The organism is Collimonas sp. (assembly GCF_035566555.1).
Taxonomy (GTDB): Bacteria; Pseudomonadota; Gammaproteobacteria; order Burkholderiales; family Burkholderiaceae_D; genus Collimonas.
Map to the genome: position 1 here is coordinate 1 of NZ_DATMRB010000052.1, position 17,253 is coordinate 17,253.

Sequence of the window (17,253 nt, forward strand, 5' to 3'; positions counted from 1 at the left end):
TTCGGATGGATTGTTCGGCATGTTTTGGTCACAAATGGATGATCTGCTTTATCATATAGCGTTTTAGCACAGTTGCTCAATCAATTGAGATCCTTATGCGAATGTTGCTCTCCCCTGCCCGTACCTCCGCTTTGACCGCTGCCGTCGTCCTGATGACTGCACTGGCCGGCTGCGCCTCGAAAAATCCTTTGCTGGACACGCCTGCCGCGGCGGCAACGCCCGGCGATGCTGCCGGCGCTACCGCCAGCACCGACACCAGCGGGGTGCAAACCGTCAAGCATCGCCGCTTCCTGGGCATTTTTTCCCCGTATCGTATAGATATACAACAAGGGAACTTCGTTTCCAAGGAAATGCTGGCCCAGGTCAAAGAAGGCATGACGCGCGAACAAGTGCGTTTCGCGCTCGGCACGCCTCTGGTGACGGATATTTTCCATGATGACCGCTGGGACTACGTGTTCCGCCTGCAAAAGGGCAACGGCGAAATCACCACCAGCCGGGTCAGCGCTTTCTTCAACGGCAACCTGCTGGCGCGTATCGATGGCGGCAACCTGCCTACCGAGAATGACTACCTCGACCGGATTTCCGGCGGCGCGGCGGAAGCCAAGAAGAGCGTCAAGAATGTCGAAATTGCACCAACGGTGCCTAGCGCACCTGCTCCTGCCAAAAACTAAGCGTGCATTGCGGACCGGGCCACTGCTGCTTCGCGCGGCATGGCCCTTGCCGCAAGCAGCCTGGCTCAAGCAATCAAGATCCACTGTACAGATCGCCGAATCAACATGACTCAGATGAAAATAGCCGTTGCCGGCGCCTCCGGACGTATGGGGCGCATGCTGGTCGAAGCAATCCAGAACGCTGACGACGCCGTGCTGGTGGGCGCGCTCGGCGTGCCGGATGCGCCGGAACTGGGCAGCGATGCCGCCGCCTTCCTTGGCAAGCCTGCCAATGTCCTGATCGAAGCCGACCTCGCCAAGGGCCTGGCGCAAGCTGCCTACCTGATCGACTTCACACGCCCGGAAGGTACGCTGAAGCATCTGGAATATTGCGCCGCCCACGGCATCAAGATGATCATCGGCACCACCGGCTTCGATGAAGCCGGCAAGGCTGCGATCGCGGCCGCGGCCGAAAAGACCGCCATCGTGTTCGCTCCCAACATGAGCGTCGGCGTCAACGTCACCATGAAGCTGCTGGAGCTGGCCGCCAAGTCCTTTTCCCACGGCTACGACATCGAAATCATCGAAGCGCACCACCGGCACAAGGTCGATGCGCCGTCCGGCACCGCACTGATGATGGGTGAAGTGATCGCCGCGGCGCAAGGGCGCAAGCTGGACGATGTCGCGGTCTATGCGCGCGAAGGCGTCACCGGCGAACGCGATCCGTCCTCGATCGGCTTTGCCGCGATCCGCGGCGGCGATATCGTCGGCGACCACACGGTGCTGTTTGCCGGTATCGGCGAGCGCATCGAGATCACCCACAAGTCGTCCAGCCGCGTGACCTACGTGCACGGCAGCTTGCGCGCCGCCCGCTTCCTGAGCGACAAGAGCACTGGCTTGTACGACATGCAGGACGTGCTGGGCCTGCGCTGATTTTCCATGCCGGGCTGGCGGCTGCCAGACCGGCTGCTGTAACGGCGTGACCCGTCACGCCACTCACCTCTCGGATCGACGCCATGGATCAATCTCTCGGACTAGCCCGCTACTGGGCGCAAACTGACGCCATCTCCCACTCGGTTGCCTATGTGCTGGTAATCATGTCGGTGGTCAGCTGGTTTTATATCCTGTCGAAAGCCTGGAGTTCGTGGCGCATCCGCCGCAGCGCCGCGGCGCTAGATGACTTCTGGCAGGCGCCGACGCTGGAAGTGGCGATTGCCGGCATCAAGCCTTTCGATTCCGAAAACGTCTATTCGCCGCTGGCCAGCCAGGCCGCCGACGCCGCGGCCATCAAGCCGCCCGCCCCGGGCACTCCGGCGGCTTCCTTGAACGCCGCCTCCGACCCGGGCGAACTGATCACCCGCACCTTGCGCCGTGAAATCAACCGCGTCTCTTCGCGCCTGGAAAGCGGCCTGACCCTGCTGGCTTCGGTGGGCTCGACGGCGCCATTCGTCGGCCTGTTCGGCACGGTGTGGGGTATTTACCATGCGCTGGAGGCGGTTTCTTCCAGCGGCACCATCCAGATCGACAAGGTGGCCGGTCCAGTGGGCGAAGCGCTGATCATGACCGCCCTCGGTCTGGTAGTGGCGATTCCGGCAGTGCTGGCGTATAACGCCTTCACCCGCGTCAATCGGATTACACTGGCGGAACTCGATGCGTTTGCGCATGACCTGCACGCTTATTTGACTACCGGCAGCCGGGTCGGCAAGTAATACGCCCCGTAACGGCATCACGACACTTTCTGCACTTCACCGAATAGAGGCAAATCATGGCTTTTGGCGGCTTCAACGACAACCAGAACCAGGCGCCGATGGCGGATATCAATATCACGCCTATGGTCGACGTCATGCTGGTGCTGCTGGTGATCTTCATCATCACGGCGCCGCTGTTTACTCACGCCATCAAGGTCGACCTGCCTAGCGCGCAATCCGCGCCGGCGCCGGAAAAACCGGAAACCATCTCGCTCTCCATCGACCGCAGCGGCAAGATGTTCTGGAATAACGACCCGGTCACCGAAAGCGAACTGGCCGACCGCATCGTCGCTTCGGCACAACGGCAGCCGCAGCCGGAACTGCAATTGCGCGCCGACAAGGATACCCGCTACGAAATCCTGGCGCAGGTGATGTCGCTGGCGCAAAACAATGGACTGGCCAAGATCGGTTTTGTCACTGTGCCCGCCAAAGACGACGGCAAGTAACTCCTCACTCCGCTTTACACCCCGGCATCCGGCCGCTCAGGCCGGCCACCCCTTCTGTATCCGCTTGTATCTGGCGCCGGCTGCCGCCAGCCGCGCGCTGTGCGCTCTTGCACGTCGTCCCATACGGATAATTTCCCCTTGGCAATCGAATAATTTGCATTGAATAGTGCCGGCCAGCGCTTTTGGATGTAACATCATATTTTCATTTGTATCTTTATATATCAACAAAATACAATAACAAACGATAGCAATAAAGAATTTCAATCTGGTCATTATTTCTGTATTGCCCTGCTACCTTTTCATTCATCCAAGCATATGACACCGTCCTCTTACAATTACCTGCTAGGGACTACCGCTCATTCCGGATTCATCAGTCTGCCCTTGCTGCTGGCGCTGGCGATTGCCGAATGGGGCGTGTATCTGGTGCCGACCAGCCTGCTGGCCCTATGGGTCAGCGGCGGCAGGGAAACCCGCATCACTTCTCTGAAGGCGGTAGTGACCATGGCAGCGGCCGTGCTGGCCAGCAAGATGATTGCTCTGCTGTGGACTGCCGCGCAGCCGGCAGTGGAAGACGGCGGCTATCTCTACCAGCCCCAGGGCGAGCATTTCCTGACCCCAAGCGTCACGATTGCCATCATCCTGGCCACCGGCCTGACGCTCTGGACGGCGCGCGCGATCAAGATCAAATGGGTGGGCGTGCTGCTGGTGATGCTGTCGCTCGCCGTCAGCTGGGCCAAGGTGTTTCTCGGCATGCACTATCCGCTGGATATCTTTGGCGCCGGCCTGATCTCGCTGGCCATGATGCTGGCCATGAATTCGAAATACGGCAAGGTCGTCAGCGACGGCGCGATCCGCTTCATCAACAGCCGGTTGCAAAACCTGAGCTTGCTGTCGGAGCTGTCGCATGTATTTCCTGCGCCGGCGGCCTGGCGCAAGCCCGGACAGCGGCACAGCCGGCAGCGCGTCACTTTGCTTAGCTGCCTGCAGCACTCGCCGCGCGGCCTGTCCTATTTCGCCAAGCAGATCAAGCTGAGCGCCCGTACGCTGCTGCACTACCGGCAAACCCGGCGCTGGCTGGCCTATTGGAATGCCTCGCCGATGCACGCCAGCCTGGCCCAGGCGACGCCGCGACTGTTGCAAAAAATATACCGCCCCTATCAATCGCTGCGCCTGCGCAGCGCCGAGCGGATGGATTTGCTGGTCAGCCACTACAATTTCATTTTCCAGCAAGGCCTCGCCGCCTTGATCCTGCAGGCGGCAACATCGCCGCTGCTGCTGGGCAGCTTCAGCGGCAAGTCTGGCGCCATCTATGAAATCCGCCTGTCGGCGATTGCCACCCTGGACCGCGAAGGCGAACTGGCGCTCGACCTGTACAGCGATCAGCAGCGCTTGTTCTCGGTGGCCTTTACTTTCCATGGCAGCGCAACCAGTCCCGCCATCGGCATCGGCTGCCTGCAAGGTCCGCGCGGCGCCGATGCACAGGAGCGGGTGCGCCACGCTACCCGCGACATGTTCGGCATGCGCCCCAAGGGCCTGATGGTGCGCCTGGTCAGGGAAATCGGCCGCGCTTACGGCTGCAAACAGCTGATCCTGGTGGGAAACCGAAATCGCGTCATGTTCCATCAGGTGCGCACGGGCCAGGTTCTAGCCGATTATGATGATTTCTGGCAAGAAATTGGCGCAATGCGCCGCGCCGATGGCGAATACCAGCTCTCTTGCGAAGACATTCCGCAGCCCAATCTTCAGGAAATCCCCTCCAGCAAGCGCTCGGAAGCGCGCAAGCGCATCGATCTGACGGAACGCGCGGTACAAGCCGCGCTAGGCGGGTTTTCCGGTAAATTCGAGCATACCTAGCACCTCTTGTTTCAGCCATCTGCATCAAGCGTTGCATGACGCCACGCGTCCCATGCGCTAAAGCGGCATCCGAACCAGTATAATCATCGGTTCGGGGTCGATGAGGCAGTGTTTCGCAGCGCGTGAAATTCTGTCCCAGCCCAGCAAGTTCCCATTCCGAAGCGCATCAAGAACGAACAGCTCCGCTCCGCTCGTCCCGGCCAGCATTACCGCCGACGGCAGGGCGGCTGCCAGCGCCGTTTGCAGTGCGTGCGGATAACATTCACTTTTCAGCCCAGTCATGCAAGAAAAATACAGTTCAACCGACGTCGAAAAAGCAGCACAAGACTATTGGCAATCCATAGACGCCTACAAGGCTGTCGAATACGCCAAGGACAAGAACGGCCAGGACAAAAAGAAGTTCTACGCCTGTTCCATGCTGCCTTACCCATCAGGCAAGCTGCACATGGGCCATGTGCGCAACTACACCATCAACGACGTCATGTACCGCTACCTGCGGATGAACGGCTATAACGTGCTGATGCCGATGGGCTGGGACGCTTTCGGCATGCCGGCGGAAAACGCCGCGATGGCCAACGGCGTGCCGCCGGCGCAATGGACCTATGCCAACATCGCCCACATGAAGAAGCAGCTGCAGGCGATGGGGCTGGCGATCGACTGGTCGCGCGAGATGACCGCCTGCACGCCGGAATACTATAAGTGGAACCAGTGGATGTTCCTCAAGATGCTGGAAAAGGGCATCATCTACAAGAAGACCGGCACCGTGAACTGGGACCCGATCGACCAGACCGTGCTGGCCAACGAGCAGGTGGTTGACGGCCGCGGCTGGCGTTCCGGCGCGCTGATCGAAAAGCGCGAAATCCCGATGTACTACGCCAAGATCACCGACTACGCCGAAGAACTGCTGGAGCACGTCGAAACCAAGCTGCCGGGCTGGCCGGAACGGGTACGCCTGATGCAGGCCAACTGGATCGGCAAGTCGACCGGGGTGCGTTTCGCCTTTCCGCACAAGATCGCGGAAGACGGCAAGCTGATCCAGGACGGCAAGCTGTGGGTATTCACCACCCGCGCCGACACCATCAAGGGCGTGACCTTCTGCGCAGTGGCGCCGGAACATGCGCTGGCGACCTTCGCCGCCAAGAGCAATCCGGAGCTGGCCGAGTTCATCGCCGAATGCAAAAAGGGCAGCGTCATCGAAGCCGACATGGCGACCATGGAAAAGAAAGGCATGCCGACCGGTTTGTACGTGTCGCACCCGCTGACCGGCCAGCAGATCGAAGTATGGGTCGGCAACTATGTCTTGATCACTTACGGCGACGGCGCCGTGATGGGTGTGCCTGCGCACGACGAGCGCGACTTCGCCTTCGCCCAGAAATATGTATTGCCGATCCGTCCGGTGATCGCTGTGCCAGGCAAGACCTACTCCGAGGAAAGCTGGCACGAATGGTATGGCGACAAGGAAAACGGCGTCTGCGTCGATTCCGGCAAATACGACGGCCTGCACTATCAGGAAGCGGTCGATGCAGTCGCCGCAGACCTGGCGGCGCACGGCCTGGGCGAAAAGAAAATCACCTACCGCCTGCGCGACTGGGGCATCTCGCGCCAGCGCTACTGGGGCACGCCTATCCCGATCATCCACTGCGACGATTGCGGCGATGTGCCGGTGCCGGAAAAAGACCTGCCGGTGATCCTGCCGGAAGACTGCGTGCCGGACGGCAGCGGCAATCCGCTCAACAAGCATGAGAAATTCCTGCATGTCGACTGCCCGCAATGCGGCAAGCCGGCGCGCCGTGAAACCGACACCATGGATACCTTCGTCGATTCATCCTGGTATTACATGCGCTATTGCTCGCCCTATCGTAAGGACGGCAACGACGCCATGGTCGATTCCCGCAACGATTACTGGATGCCGATGGACCAGTACATCGGCGGCATCGAGCACGCCGTGCTGCATCTGCTGTACGCGCGCTTCTGGACCAAGGTCATGCGCGATTTCGGCCTGATCAAGTTCGACGAACCGTTCACCAACCTGCTGACGCAAGGCATGGTGCTGAACGAAACCTATTTCCGCGAAGACGCCAGCGGCAAGAAGACCTGGCACAACCCGGAAGACGTCGACCTGACCTTCGACGACAAGGGACGGCCGCTGACGGCCATCCTGAAATCCGACGGCAAGCCGGTAGAAATCGGCGGCACCGAAAAGATGTCGAAATCGAAGAACAACGGCATCGACCCGCAAGCCCAGATCGACCAGTACGGCGCCGATACGGCACGCCTGTTCACCATGTTTGCCTCGCCGCCGGAACAGACCCTGGAATGGTCGGGCACCGGGGTTGAAGGCGCCAACCGTTTCCTGCGCCGGGTCTGGGCCTTCAGCTATGCACGTGCCGGCAGCATCACGCCTGCCGTTGCAGCTGATTTCGCTGGCCTGAACGATGTCCAGAAAACCTTGCGCCGCGAAATCCACAAGATCCTGCAACAGGCCGATCACGACCTCAAGCGTATCCAGTACAACACGGTGGTCTCGGCCTGCATGAAAATGCTGAATACGCTGGAAGCAGCCAAGCTCGACCAGTCGCCGGCCAGCAATGCGGTCCTGACGGAAGGCTTGTCGATTTTCCTGCGCGTGCTCAATCCGGTGGCGCCGCACATCACCCATACCTTGTGGCAGGAACTCGGTTTTGCCGCGGTGCATGGCGACCTGCTCGACGCCAGCTGGCCGGAAGTCGACGCCAAGGCGCTGGAACAGAGCGAGATCGAATTGATGATCCAGGTCAACGGCAAGCTGCGCGGCAGCATTACCGTCGCCAAGGATGCCGACAAGGCCAGCATCGAGGCGGCGGCGCTGGCCAACGAGAATGTGCAGAAGTATCTCGAAGGCGCACCCAAGAAAATCATCGTGGTGCCTGGAAAGCTTGTCAATATCGTCGCCTAGGCGACGACCGGGGCCGGATCTGCGGATCCGGTCTGAATCTTGAAACAAGGAATCCCTGAATGTTGAACAGAATGTCTTTCCCTATGCCTGTTTCCCGCAACTGGCTGCGCTGGCCTGCCGTGCTGCTGATCAGCGCTCTGCTGTGCGCCTGCGGCTTCCATCTGCGCGGCTCGGCCAACCTGGCCTTCAGTTCGATTTACATGACCTTTGCGCCGACTTCCCCGCTCGGGATCGAGCTCAAGCGCAATATCGTCGCCAGCGGCAACACCAAGGTGCTGGCCAAACCGGAAGGCGCCGAAGTCACGCTGGGCGTACTCAGCGAGACCCGTGAGAAAGTCATCTTGACGCTCAACAGTTCCGGCCGGCCAAGCGAATACATGTTGTACTATCGCCTGACTTTCCATGTGACCGACGCTCAGAACAAGGAATTGCTGGCGCCGACACTGATCACGCTGAAACGCGACATCAGCTACAACTCATCGCAGGAATTGTCCAAGGATGCGGAAGAAGTACTGCTCTACCGCGACATGCAATCCGACATGGTGCAACAGATCCTGCGCCGCCTGGCCGCGATCAAGATGGCGCAGCCGACGCAGCCTGAAACCACTCCGGCAGCAACCCCTGCGGTAACGCCAGCCACGACGCCGCCAGCAGCACCGGCCGCTACGCCGGCCAAATAACCAGTTCAAGGGTAAAGTGCATGCAATTGCGGTTTGACGCGCTCGACGGCCATCTGGGGAAAACCCTGGCCCCCTTGTATGTGATCACCAGCGACGAGCATCTGCTGGCGCTGGAGGCATCCGACAAGATACGCAAAAGCGCGCGCAGCCATGGCTGCAGCGAGCGCGACGTGCTGGTGGTGGACCGCAGCTTCAAATGGGGCGAGCTACTGGCCGCCAACCAGTCGCAATCGCTGTTCGGCGATAAAAAGCTGATCGAATTGCGCATCCCGGGCGGCAAGCCCGGCAAGGATGGCGGCCAGGCCCTGCAAAGCTACACTGCCACGCTGAATCCGGACAATGTCACCATCATCAGCCTGCCCAAGCTGGACTGGGCGACGCAAAAGGCGGCCTGGGTCGCCAGCCTGCAGCAGGCTGCGGTATATATCGACATTCCGCTGGTGGAACGGGCGCAGCTGCCGAACTGGATCGGCCTCCGCCTGGCGGCCCAGCAGCAAAACGCGGACCGCCAGTCGCTGGATTTCATCGCCGACCGGGTCGAAGGCAACCTGCTGGCGGCGCACCAGGAGATCCAGAAGCTGGCATTGCTGCATCCGCCCGGCAAGCTCAGCTTTGAACAGTGTCACGATGCAGTCCTCAATGTCGCGCGCTATGATGTCTTCAAGCTCAATGAAGCGATGCTGGTGGGCGATACCGCCCGCCTGGTGCGCATGATGGACGGCTTGAAAGGCGAAGGCGAGGCGCTGCCGCTGGTGCTGTGGGCGGTTTCCGAGGAAATCCGTACTTTGCTGAAATTGAAATCGGCCGCCGCCCAGGGACGCCCTATCCCGGCCCTGCTGAAAGAATATCGGATCTGGGGACCGCGCGAGCGCTTGATGGAACCGGCATTGCGGCGCCTGAGCCTGGCGGTGCTGGAAGCGGCATTGAAGGATGCGGCTCAGGTCGACAAGATGGTCAAGGGGCTGCGCGCAAAAGCATTTAGCGGCGACGCCTGGGATGCGTTGCTGCAGCTCGGTTTGAAAGTTGCACAGGGCAGCTGAAGCAGAATTACCAAGAAGCTAAGAACATAGGCATATGGATATCCAACAATACATGATCGCAGTCGGACAACGCGCGCGCGCCGCATCGCGCGCGATGGCGCGTGCCGACACCGCCGTGAAAAACCGCGCGCTGACCCTGATCGCCGCCGCCATCCGCCGCGATGCCGCGCTGCTGGTCGCCGCCAACCAGGCCGACCTGGCGACTGCCCGCGCCAATGGCCTGGCGCCGGCCATGCTGGACCGGCTGACGCTGTCGGAACAGGCCATAGCCACCATGATCGCCGGGCTCGAACAGATCGTCTCCCTGCCCGATCCGATCGGCGAAATCTCCAACATGAAATACCGTCCGAGCGGCATCCAGGTCGGCCAGATGCGGGTGCCGCTGGGCGTCATCGGCATCATTTACGAAGCCCGTCCGAACGTCACGGTAGACGCCGCCGGCCTGTGCATCAAGAGCGGCAACGCCACCATCCTGCGCGGCGGCTCGGAAGCCCATCATTGCAACCAGGCGCTGGCCAAACTGGTGCAGGAAGGCCTGGCTGGGGCCGGCCTGCCGCCGGATGCGGTGCAAGTGGTCGACACCACCGACCGTGCCGCCGTCGGCGCCCTGATCACCATGCCGCAATATGTCGACGTCATCGTGCCGCGTGGCGGCAAGGGGCTGATCGCGCGCCTGATCGAAGAAGCCACAGTGCCGATGATCAAGCACCTGGATGGCATCTGCCACGTCTATATCGACGACCAGGCGGACCTGGCGAAGGCGACGGACATCGCCTTCAACGCCAAGTGCCATCGCTACGGCACCTGCAACACCATGGAAACCTTGCTGGTCGCGCGCAGCATCGCGCCGCAGATCCTGCCGCGGCTGGCCAGCCTGTACCAGGGCAAGCAAGTCGAATTGCGCGCCGACGCCGAAGCGCAAGCCATCTTGCAAGGCTATCCGCAGCTGAGCGCGGCCACGGAAGAAGACTGGCGCACCGAATACCTGGCAGCGATCCTGGCGGTAAAGATCGTCGCCGATGTCGATGAAGCCATAGAGCATATCAACACTTACTCCTCGCAGCATACCGACACTATCGTCACCGAGAATCATTCGCGGGCGATGCGCTTCCTGCGCGAAGTTGACTCCGCCTCGGTCATGATCAATGCCTCGACCCGCTTCGCCGACGGATTCGAATTCGGCCTCGGCGCCGAAATCGGCATCTCCAACGACAAGCTGCATGCGCGCGGACCGGTCGGCCTCGACGGTCTGACTTCGTTAAAATACGTCGTGTTTGGACATGGTGAAGTGCGCCAGTAGTTTTTAAGACAGGTCCACGCAAATACGAAAGGCACGAAAAATTCTTGTTCTTGTTTTCGTGCCTTTCGTGTTTTCACGGACCGCCCAGCCATCAACGGTAAAAAAAGGAAATCGCCCATGCTCTGGATCAAATCGCTGCATATCGTCTTCATCGTCTCCTGGTTTGCCGGCTTGTTTTACCTGCCGCGCATCCTGGTCAACCTGGCGCAGGAAAGCAACCCGGCCGCCACCCAGCGGCTGTTGCTGATGGGGCGCAAGCTGTATCGCTTCACAACAATGCTGGCCTTCCCCGCGGTGCTGTTCGGCGCCTGGATGTGGCTAGGCTACGGTATCGGCAAAGGCCCCGGCAATGGCTGGCTGCACGCCAAATTATTCCTGGTGATCCTGGTGATCGGTTATCACCATGCTTGCGGCAGCCTGCTGAAGAAATTTGAAAAAGGCGTGAATACGCGCAGCCATGTGTGGCTGCGCTATTTCAACGAAGTACCGGTTCTCCTGTTGCTGGCGATTGTGATCCTGGTCGTGGTCAAACCGTTCTAAGCCGTTCTCAACCGTTCTAACGCCATCCGAGGCCCCGTCATGAGCAAGCTTTGTGAATATTATTTCGCGCCGCATTCGCCTTTTGCCTACCTGGGCCATGCCCGCCTGGTGGCATTGGCCAAGCAATATGATGTCAAAGTCGCATTGAAGCCCTGCGACCTGTCCAAGGTATTCAACACGTCCGGCGGCTTGCCGCTGGCCAAGCGGGCGCCTCAGCGCCAGGCTTACCGCCTGGAGGAGCTGCGGCGCTGGAGCGAATATCTGCAAGTACCGCTGAATCTGCAGCCGACATTCTTCCCGGTGCAGAGCGACGATGCAGCAAAACTGATCATCGCCACCCAGCTGGCGCACGGAACAGATGCGGCCCTGGCGCTGACCGGGGCTATAATGCGGGCAGTCTGGGCGGAACAGCGCAATATCGCCGACAGCGCCACTCTGGCGGCGATCGCCAACGAGCTCGGCCACGACGGCAAGACCTTGCTGAAATCGGCGGAGACCGCCAGCGTCCAGAGCGAATTCGATCGTTTTACCGACGACGCCATTTCCGCCAGCATCTTCGGCGCCCCCTGGTATGTAGTCGACGGCGAAGCATTCTGGGGCCAGGACCGGCTGGATTTTGTCGAACGCGCGTTCGCCAGATAGTTAATTGTAGGGTGGGCACGCAATGCCCACATGAATGTATATAACCTGCTGCTGCGTGGGCGCTACCTAGCCACCCCACGCATGATTGCAGCATCAACGGATAAAAGGTTCTCCCATGTCACACAAATCTACCGATAAGCACTCCTATTTTTGCCCCTGCCCGCGCGGCCTGGAAGCCGCACTGGCGGAAGAGCTGGAGGAAATCGCCCAGTTCAGCGCCCCTGCGGTCACGCTCAAGGTGCATACCCAGGTGCCTGGCGGCGTCCATTGCTCAGGCTTGCTGAGCGATGCCTGGCGCATCAACCTGCATTCGCGCATCGCCAGCCGGGTGCTGCTGCGCCTGACGCATGGCGCTTACAAGAATGAAAACGATATCTACGACATGACGCTGGAACAGGAATGGGAAAGCTGGTTCCCTGTCAGCCATACCATCCGGGTCGACGTCACTGCGGTCAAGTCGCCCCTGCGCAGCCTGCAGTTCACCACGCTCAAGATCAAGGACGGCATCTGCGACCGTTTCCGCGACCTCTGCAATGAACGGCCATCGGTGGATACCGGTACGCCTGACATGCGCATCGTCGGCTTTCTCGATGCCCACAACTTTACCTTGTACCTCGACACTTCCGGCGAAGCACTGTTCAAACGCGGCTGGCGCGCCGAAACCGGCGATGCGCCGCTGCGCGAAAACCTGGCGGCCGGCCTGCTGCGTACTTCCGGCTGGAAGCCTGGCACGGTATTGTTCGACCCGATGTGCGGCTCCGGCACCATCCTGATCGAAGCAGCCCAGATCCTGGCGGGCATTCCGGCCGGCGCCCGGCGCCGCTTCGCCTTCGAAAAATTCAACGAATTCGAAAGCGATAAATGGCTGGCCATCAAAGGCAGCTTCAAGCCGCATCCCTTGCCGACCACGCCAAGCATCTTCGGCAGCGATATCTCGGGCGACATGGTGCAGATCGCGCTCAACAACCTGCGCAACGCTGGCATCCTGTTCGAGGTGCCGGTCAAGCAGATCGAAGCCCAGGAAGTCAAACCGCCAAGCGATGCCGAAGGCGGCATCATGCTGACCAACCCGCCGTATGGCGAGCGGATCGGCGTGCGCGGCGACAGCACCCTCAGCAGCGACGACCTGCTGACCGCCTTCTTCACCGCCTTCAGCACCACCCTCAAGCAGCGCTTCGCCGGCTGGAGCATCTTCCTGTTCTCGGCCGACCTCGGCCTGCCCAAGCTGCTGCGCCTGAAAGAAGCGCGCAAGACGCCATTCTTCAACGGCGCCCTGGAATGCCGGCTGTTCCGCTTCGACATGGTGGCCGGCTTCAACCGGCGTGAAGCCGCCAAGCCCAAGGCCGAATGACAAGCGGTCCGCTTGCTTAACAGTTCGTCATCAAACAAGCGCAATCTTTGCGCTTGTTTCACATCCAGCCCCCCTCTTGCCGCCTCCCGGCGGCAAATTCCCTCTTCGCGGTCCCCAAAACGGCTCAAGCCTGTTGCCGCCGGCCCGATTCATTCGTTCCTCAACACAACTTTCCTCATGGGCATCATTGCTCGCCCGGACACTGTATTGCACGTCCATCATCATTCTGTAGCGCCATGGCACGCCGCGCTAAAAGCGCTTGCATTCCCTGCCCAAGTAGCGAATAATACAAATACGAATTGTTCGCATTTACAGAAAGGACTATTATGAGCCACTCGATACGACGCGAAGCACATCTTGAAAAAGCCCCTGTGTCCAGCATCACGAAGTCAGTTGCATCTGCAGTCACGCGAATCAAAAGCCAGGATCTGTTCAAGCAAATGCGCGAACTCGAAATCGATCATGGCGGCAGAATTTATAAACTCAGGCTAACCCAGCTGAACAAGTTGATCCTGACTGCCTGAGCAGCCCCGTTTCATTCGCCATAACTTGTACAGCCCGCGAGCAACATACGGAAGCCAGCCAGCGAGTCACTATAGGAGTTACTTGATGGTCTCTGAGAAAATCAATCCGGCTTTCGTGGAGCCCAACGGTGCGCCGGCGCAGCCGGAACTGCTGGTCTCCGCGGTGCTGCACCTGATGTCGCAATATACGGCGAGCAGCCAGGAAGCCAGCGGCTGCGTCAAGCTGGCATCGGTGATCGAGCGGCATTTGAAGGCGCTGGCCGATCTGCCGAATCTGGCGCCGGTGTTGCGCGCCACTTGTCTGCAGCTGTCGGAGCAATGGGGCACGGTAGTAGAGAGCACCATGCCGGCGCCGGAAAAATACAATCTGTTCAGCAGGTTGGTCGCCGGCAGCCGGGTCTGTTAGAGCAATATCGATAAACCATAAGGCCGCGATAGCACCTTGGTCGGCCGACTTTTATTTTTAATCTGCCTTCGATTATGGCAGTAGGACGCAAAATGATTGTTTGTGTATGCAACAACGTCTCAGATAGAAAGATCCGCCAGGCGGTCGACTCGGGCATGTCTTCCATGGCCGAGCTGCGTGAAAACCTGGGAATTGCCACCTGCTGCGGCAAGTGTCATTCCTGCGCCAAAAGCGTATTGCGCGAGTGCCTGGATAACAAGGCGCCTGCAGCCCTTCGTCACGTTCACGCCATGGTGTTCCAGCAAAACGTACAAGCCGCTTAATGTCGGTTGAAATGAGCGCAGCCATGTCGTCAGCAGCATTCAGCTATCCTGCGCTTGCATGGAAAAAAATCAAACGCATCGGTCCTCTGGGCACGATCCTGCTGCTCCATGTCGCCTTCTTCTGGGCGCTGGAAAACGGCTTGATCCATCAGGCCACGCAAGCCATTCCGAAAGAAATCTTCGCCAGTTTCATCACGCCGGAAAAAGCCCCTGAGCCGGCCCCGCCCAAGCCGCAACCGGCGCCGCCGAAGACCGTGGCCGTGGTAAAGAAGAGCATCACGCCGCCGCGGCCGACGCCGGTAGTCAACAATACTCCCTCGGAAAGCGCGATTTCAGTCCCGGTAGCGCCGCCACAGCCGCCGCAGCACGAAGAAGCGCCGGCCGCGCCGGCGCCCGCCCCGGCACCTGTAGCAGCGCCGCCACAGCCGCGCACCATTACTTCCGGCGTGGAATACATCCAGCCACCCGACGTCAAATATCCGGCGATTTCCAAGCGCATGGGTGAAGAAGGCAAGGCCATCATCCGCGTTCTCATCAATGACAAAGGCCGCGCCGAGCGGGCCGAAGTGCAGAAATCGTCCGGCTCCAGCCGTCTCGACGACGCCGCCAGGGAGGCCGTGCTGCGCGCCTTGTTTAAGCCCTATACGGAAGACGGCAAGGCATTGGCGGTATTCGCCATCGTGCCGATCAATTTTCAGTTGTCCAATTAATCAACAGCGCTGCCCGGCGCAGAGCCGGTGCAGCCGCATTTACGTCACAGATACAAGGGGAGTTCAACATGGAAGCAAGTCCATACGGATTAGAGGCGCTCTGGAGCCAGGGCGATTTTGTCATCAAAAGCGTGGCGGTGCTGCTGGTCGCGATGTCGATCGCCTCCTGGTACGTGATATTGACCAAGGCATTGCAGATCCTGCGCTTCCAGCGCGCCGCCCACGCCGCCGGCCACCAGTTCTGGGATACCACCAGCCTGCCGGAAGGGATCGCCACGCTGGGCACCGAGAATCCGTTTGCCGAAGTGGCGCAGGCAGGGGTTTCCTCGATGCGCCATCACGCCGCGCATAAAGGCCATCTGCATGATCAGCTGTCGGTCAGCGATTGGGTCACGCTGTCGCTGCGCCAGGCGATCGACGAAGTCTCCGGCAAGCTGCAGGCGGGCATGGCGGTGCTGGCTTCGGTTGGCTCGACCGCGCCGTTTGTGGGCTTGTTCGGCACCGTCTGGGGCATCTATCACGCGCTGGTCTCGATCGGCACCTCCGGCCAGGCCAGCATCGACAAGGTCGCCGGTCCGGTCGGCGAAGCGCTGATCATGACGGCGCTCGGCCTGGCGGTGGCGATTCCGGCCACCTTCGGCTATAACGCCCTGGTGCGCGGCAACAAGACCATTATCGCCAAACTGAACAAATTCGGCTTCGATCTGCATGCGCTGTTTGTCACTGGTTCCCGCTCCAGCAATAACGAAGCGGACAATCACAGCGGTGGCGCCAAGCTGGTTGCCGTGAAAGGTGCATGATGGGCATGGGCTCCCTGTCCGACTCGGACGACGATTTCAATCCGGAGATCAACACCACCCCGCTGGTCGACGTCATGCTGGTGCTGCTGATCATTTTTATCATGACCATCCCGGTGATGAACCACGCGGTGAAGATAGACCTGCCGCGCGCCACCAACCAGCCTGACCAGGTCAAGCCGGAAAGCATCAATCTGTCGATAGACGCCGACGGCAAGCTGTTCTGGAACGAAGAAGCGATTGACCATAATGAACTGGCTGCACGGATTGCCGTGGCGGCGCAAAAACAGCCGCAGCCGGAACTGCATCTGCGCGCGGCGCGCACCGTGCAATATGAAAAAGTAGCGCAGGTGATGGCTGCCGCCCAGTCCGGCGGCCTCGGCAAGATCGGTTTCGTGACCGAACCTGATGCCAAATAAGCCGGCCCTGTCCGGCTGCCGCTACCCGATAGAGCCTGCCATGGCTTCATGTGCAGGCTCTATTTACGTGGATGTCCGCCGGCTCCTGAGCGATGCACAAATCACAATGAAAATGATTCGCGCTATCTGATGATGAAAAAGCTTTTTGCTTGCGCTATCATGGCTGCGATTTCGGTTGAATTTCAGTTAACCGACGCTCCGATCACGTGAGAAGCCGGCCTAGATACTGAGTTTCCCTCTTTTATCGCCGCTCCACCCAGCCCCAACACCATAGCGAGGTTCCCATGCAAGGCGAAAAACAAATCATCACGCTGCTCAATGCGCAGCTGACCAACGAACTGACAGCGATCAACCAGTACTTCCTGCATGCCCGCATGTACAAGCACTGGGGCCTGGAAAAGCTCGGCAAGAAAGAATACGAAGAGTCGATCGGCGAAATGAAGCACGCCGACAAGCTGATCGACCGCATCCTGATGCTGAACGGCCTGCCTAACCTGCAAGCCCTGCACAAGCTGATGATCGGTGAATCGACGCCAGAGATGCTGGAATGCGACTTGAAACTGGAGCAAGGCGCACAGAAAACTGTCAAGGAAGGCATCGCCGCCTGCGAAAAGGCGGGGGATTATGTCTCGCGCGAACTGTTCCGGGAAATCCTGGAAGATACCGAAGAACATATCGACTGGCTGGAAACCCAGATTGACCTGATCGACAAGGTCGGCCTGCAAAACTACCTGCAAAGCCAGATGGACGTAAGCATCCAGCCGCGCCACCTGTAAATGCTAGCCTGGCATGGCCATACTTCAGCTTTTAAGTGGAGATGGCGATGCAGGACGATTCTCGCAAGACATTGTGGACAGAACGCGTTGGTCAATGGCGTGCCAGTGGACT

General features: G+C 59.8%; 19 protein-coding genes. All 19 read left to right on the forward strand.

Annotated elements, in window-relative coordinates:
* The first annotated feature begins 95 nt into the window (after nucleotides 1-95).
* The 19 genes from VNZ65_RS08095 to bfr all read left to right on the forward strand — a co-directional run bounded on the left by VNZ65_RS08095 (nucleotide 96) and on the right by bfr (nucleotide 17,141).
* Entirely contained in the window at nucleotides 96-671 is a 576-nt protein-coding gene (locus tag VNZ65_RS08095; RefSeq protein WP_325667818.1) for an outer membrane protein assembly factor BamE, read from the forward strand.
* 105 nt (nucleotides 672-776) lie between these two features.
* Nucleotides 777-1,583: a 4-hydroxy-tetrahydrodipicolinate reductase gene (gene dapB / locus VNZ65_RS08100; protein ID WP_325667820.1), complete on the forward strand. Its 807-nt coding sequence runs from the start codon at nucleotides 777-779 to the stop codon at nucleotides 1,581-1,583.
* Between the two features lie 83 nt (nucleotides 1,584-1,666).
* Complete coding sequence (locus VNZ65_RS08105) at nucleotides 1,667-2,359, forward strand: MotA/TolQ/ExbB proton channel family protein (protein ID WP_325667822.1); 693 nt, start codon at nucleotides 1,667-1,669, stop codon at nucleotides 2,357-2,359.
* 56 nt (nucleotides 2,360-2,415) lie between these two features.
* The gene (locus VNZ65_RS08110; protein ID WP_325667824.1) at nucleotides 2,416-2,844 is read left to right on the forward strand and encodes a biopolymer transporter ExbD; all 429 of its coding nucleotides are present in this window, start codon (nucleotides 2,416-2,418) and stop codon (nucleotides 2,842-2,844) included.
* A gap of 315 nt (nucleotides 2,845-3,159) precedes the next feature.
* Nucleotides 3,160-4,698 carry a DUF535 family protein gene (locus VNZ65_RS08115; RefSeq protein ID WP_325667826.1) on the forward strand — a complete coding sequence of 513 codons (1,539 nt, stop codon included), beginning with the start codon at nucleotides 3,160-3,162 and terminating at the stop codon, nucleotides 4,696-4,698.
* A 280-nt stretch (nucleotides 4,699-4,978) separates the two neighbouring features.
* Complete coding sequence (gene leuS / locus VNZ65_RS08120; RefSeq protein ID WP_325667828.1) at nucleotides 4,979-7,633, forward strand: leucine--tRNA ligase; 2,655 nt, start codon at nucleotides 4,979-4,981, stop codon at nucleotides 7,631-7,633.
* A gap of 59 nt (nucleotides 7,634-7,692) precedes the next feature.
* Nucleotides 7,693-8,313: an LPS assembly lipoprotein LptE gene (lptE, locus tag VNZ65_RS08125; protein WP_325667830.1), complete on the forward strand. Its 621-nt coding sequence runs from the start codon at nucleotides 7,693-7,695 to the stop codon at nucleotides 8,311-8,313.
* A gap of 20 nt (nucleotides 8,314-8,333) precedes the next feature.
* Nucleotides 8,334-9,353, forward strand: coding sequence for a DNA polymerase III subunit delta (holA, locus tag VNZ65_RS08130; protein ID WP_325667832.1), 1,020 nt, complete (start codon nucleotides 8,334-8,336; stop codon nucleotides 9,351-9,353).
* 34 nt (nucleotides 9,354-9,387) lie between these two features.
* Nucleotides 9,388-10,653 carry a glutamate-5-semialdehyde dehydrogenase gene (locus tag VNZ65_RS08135; RefSeq protein WP_325667834.1) on the forward strand — a complete coding sequence of 422 codons (1,266 nt, stop codon included), beginning with the start codon at nucleotides 9,388-9,390 and terminating at the stop codon, nucleotides 10,651-10,653.
* Nucleotides 10,654-10,770: 117 nt separating this feature from the next.
* Nucleotides 10,771-11,193 carry a CopD family protein gene (locus tag VNZ65_RS08140; protein ID WP_325667836.1) on the forward strand — a complete coding sequence of 141 codons (423 nt, stop codon included), beginning with the start codon at nucleotides 10,771-10,773 and terminating at the stop codon, nucleotides 11,191-11,193.
* A gap of 39 nt (nucleotides 11,194-11,232) precedes the next feature.
* Nucleotides 11,233-11,835, forward strand: a complete 603-nt coding sequence (locus VNZ65_RS08145; RefSeq protein ID WP_325667838.1) for a 2-hydroxychromene-2-carboxylate isomerase — start codon at nucleotides 11,233-11,235, stop codon at nucleotides 11,833-11,835.
* A gap of 115 nt (nucleotides 11,836-11,950) precedes the next feature.
* Nucleotides 11,951-13,186, forward strand: coding sequence for a class I SAM-dependent RNA methyltransferase (locus VNZ65_RS08150; protein WP_325667840.1), 1,236 nt, complete (start codon nucleotides 11,951-11,953; stop codon nucleotides 13,184-13,186).
* A gap of 326 nt (nucleotides 13,187-13,512) precedes the next feature.
* A complete protein-coding gene (gene hemP, locus VNZ65_RS08155) occupies nucleotides 13,513-13,710 on the forward strand; it encodes a hemin uptake protein HemP (RefSeq protein ID WP_061946525.1) in 198 nt (65 codons plus the stop codon).
* A gap of 85 nt (nucleotides 13,711-13,795) precedes the next feature.
* A complete protein-coding gene (locus tag VNZ65_RS08160) occupies nucleotides 13,796-14,116 on the forward strand; it encodes a hypothetical protein (protein WP_325667843.1) in 321 nt (106 codons plus the stop codon).
* A 92-nt stretch (nucleotides 14,117-14,208) separates the two neighbouring features.
* Nucleotides 14,209-14,439, forward strand: a complete 231-nt coding sequence (locus VNZ65_RS08165; RefSeq protein ID WP_325667845.1) for a (2Fe-2S)-binding protein — start codon at nucleotides 14,209-14,211, stop codon at nucleotides 14,437-14,439.
* A gap of 23 nt (nucleotides 14,440-14,462) precedes the next feature.
* Complete coding sequence (locus tag VNZ65_RS08170) at nucleotides 14,463-15,149, forward strand: TonB family protein (protein WP_325667847.1); 687 nt, start codon at nucleotides 14,463-14,465, stop codon at nucleotides 15,147-15,149.
* A gap of 68 nt (nucleotides 15,150-15,217) precedes the next feature.
* Complete coding sequence (locus VNZ65_RS08175; protein ID WP_325667849.1) at nucleotides 15,218-15,949, forward strand: MotA/TolQ/ExbB proton channel family protein; 732 nt, start codon at nucleotides 15,218-15,220, stop codon at nucleotides 15,947-15,949.
* The gene (locus VNZ65_RS08180; protein WP_325667853.1) at nucleotides 15,949-16,365 is read left to right on the forward strand and encodes a biopolymer transporter ExbD; all 417 of its coding nucleotides are present in this window, start codon (nucleotides 15,949-15,951) and stop codon (nucleotides 16,363-16,365) included. The genes VNZ65_RS08175 and VNZ65_RS08180 overlap by 1 nt, the downstream gene beginning before the upstream one ends.
* A gap of 284 nt (nucleotides 16,366-16,649) precedes the next feature.
* Nucleotides 16,650-17,141 carry a bacterioferritin gene (gene bfr, locus VNZ65_RS08185; RefSeq protein ID WP_325667851.1) on the forward strand — a complete coding sequence of 164 codons (492 nt, stop codon included), beginning with the start codon at nucleotides 16,650-16,652 and terminating at the stop codon, nucleotides 17,139-17,141.
* Nucleotides 17,142-17,253: the final 112 nt, after the last annotated feature.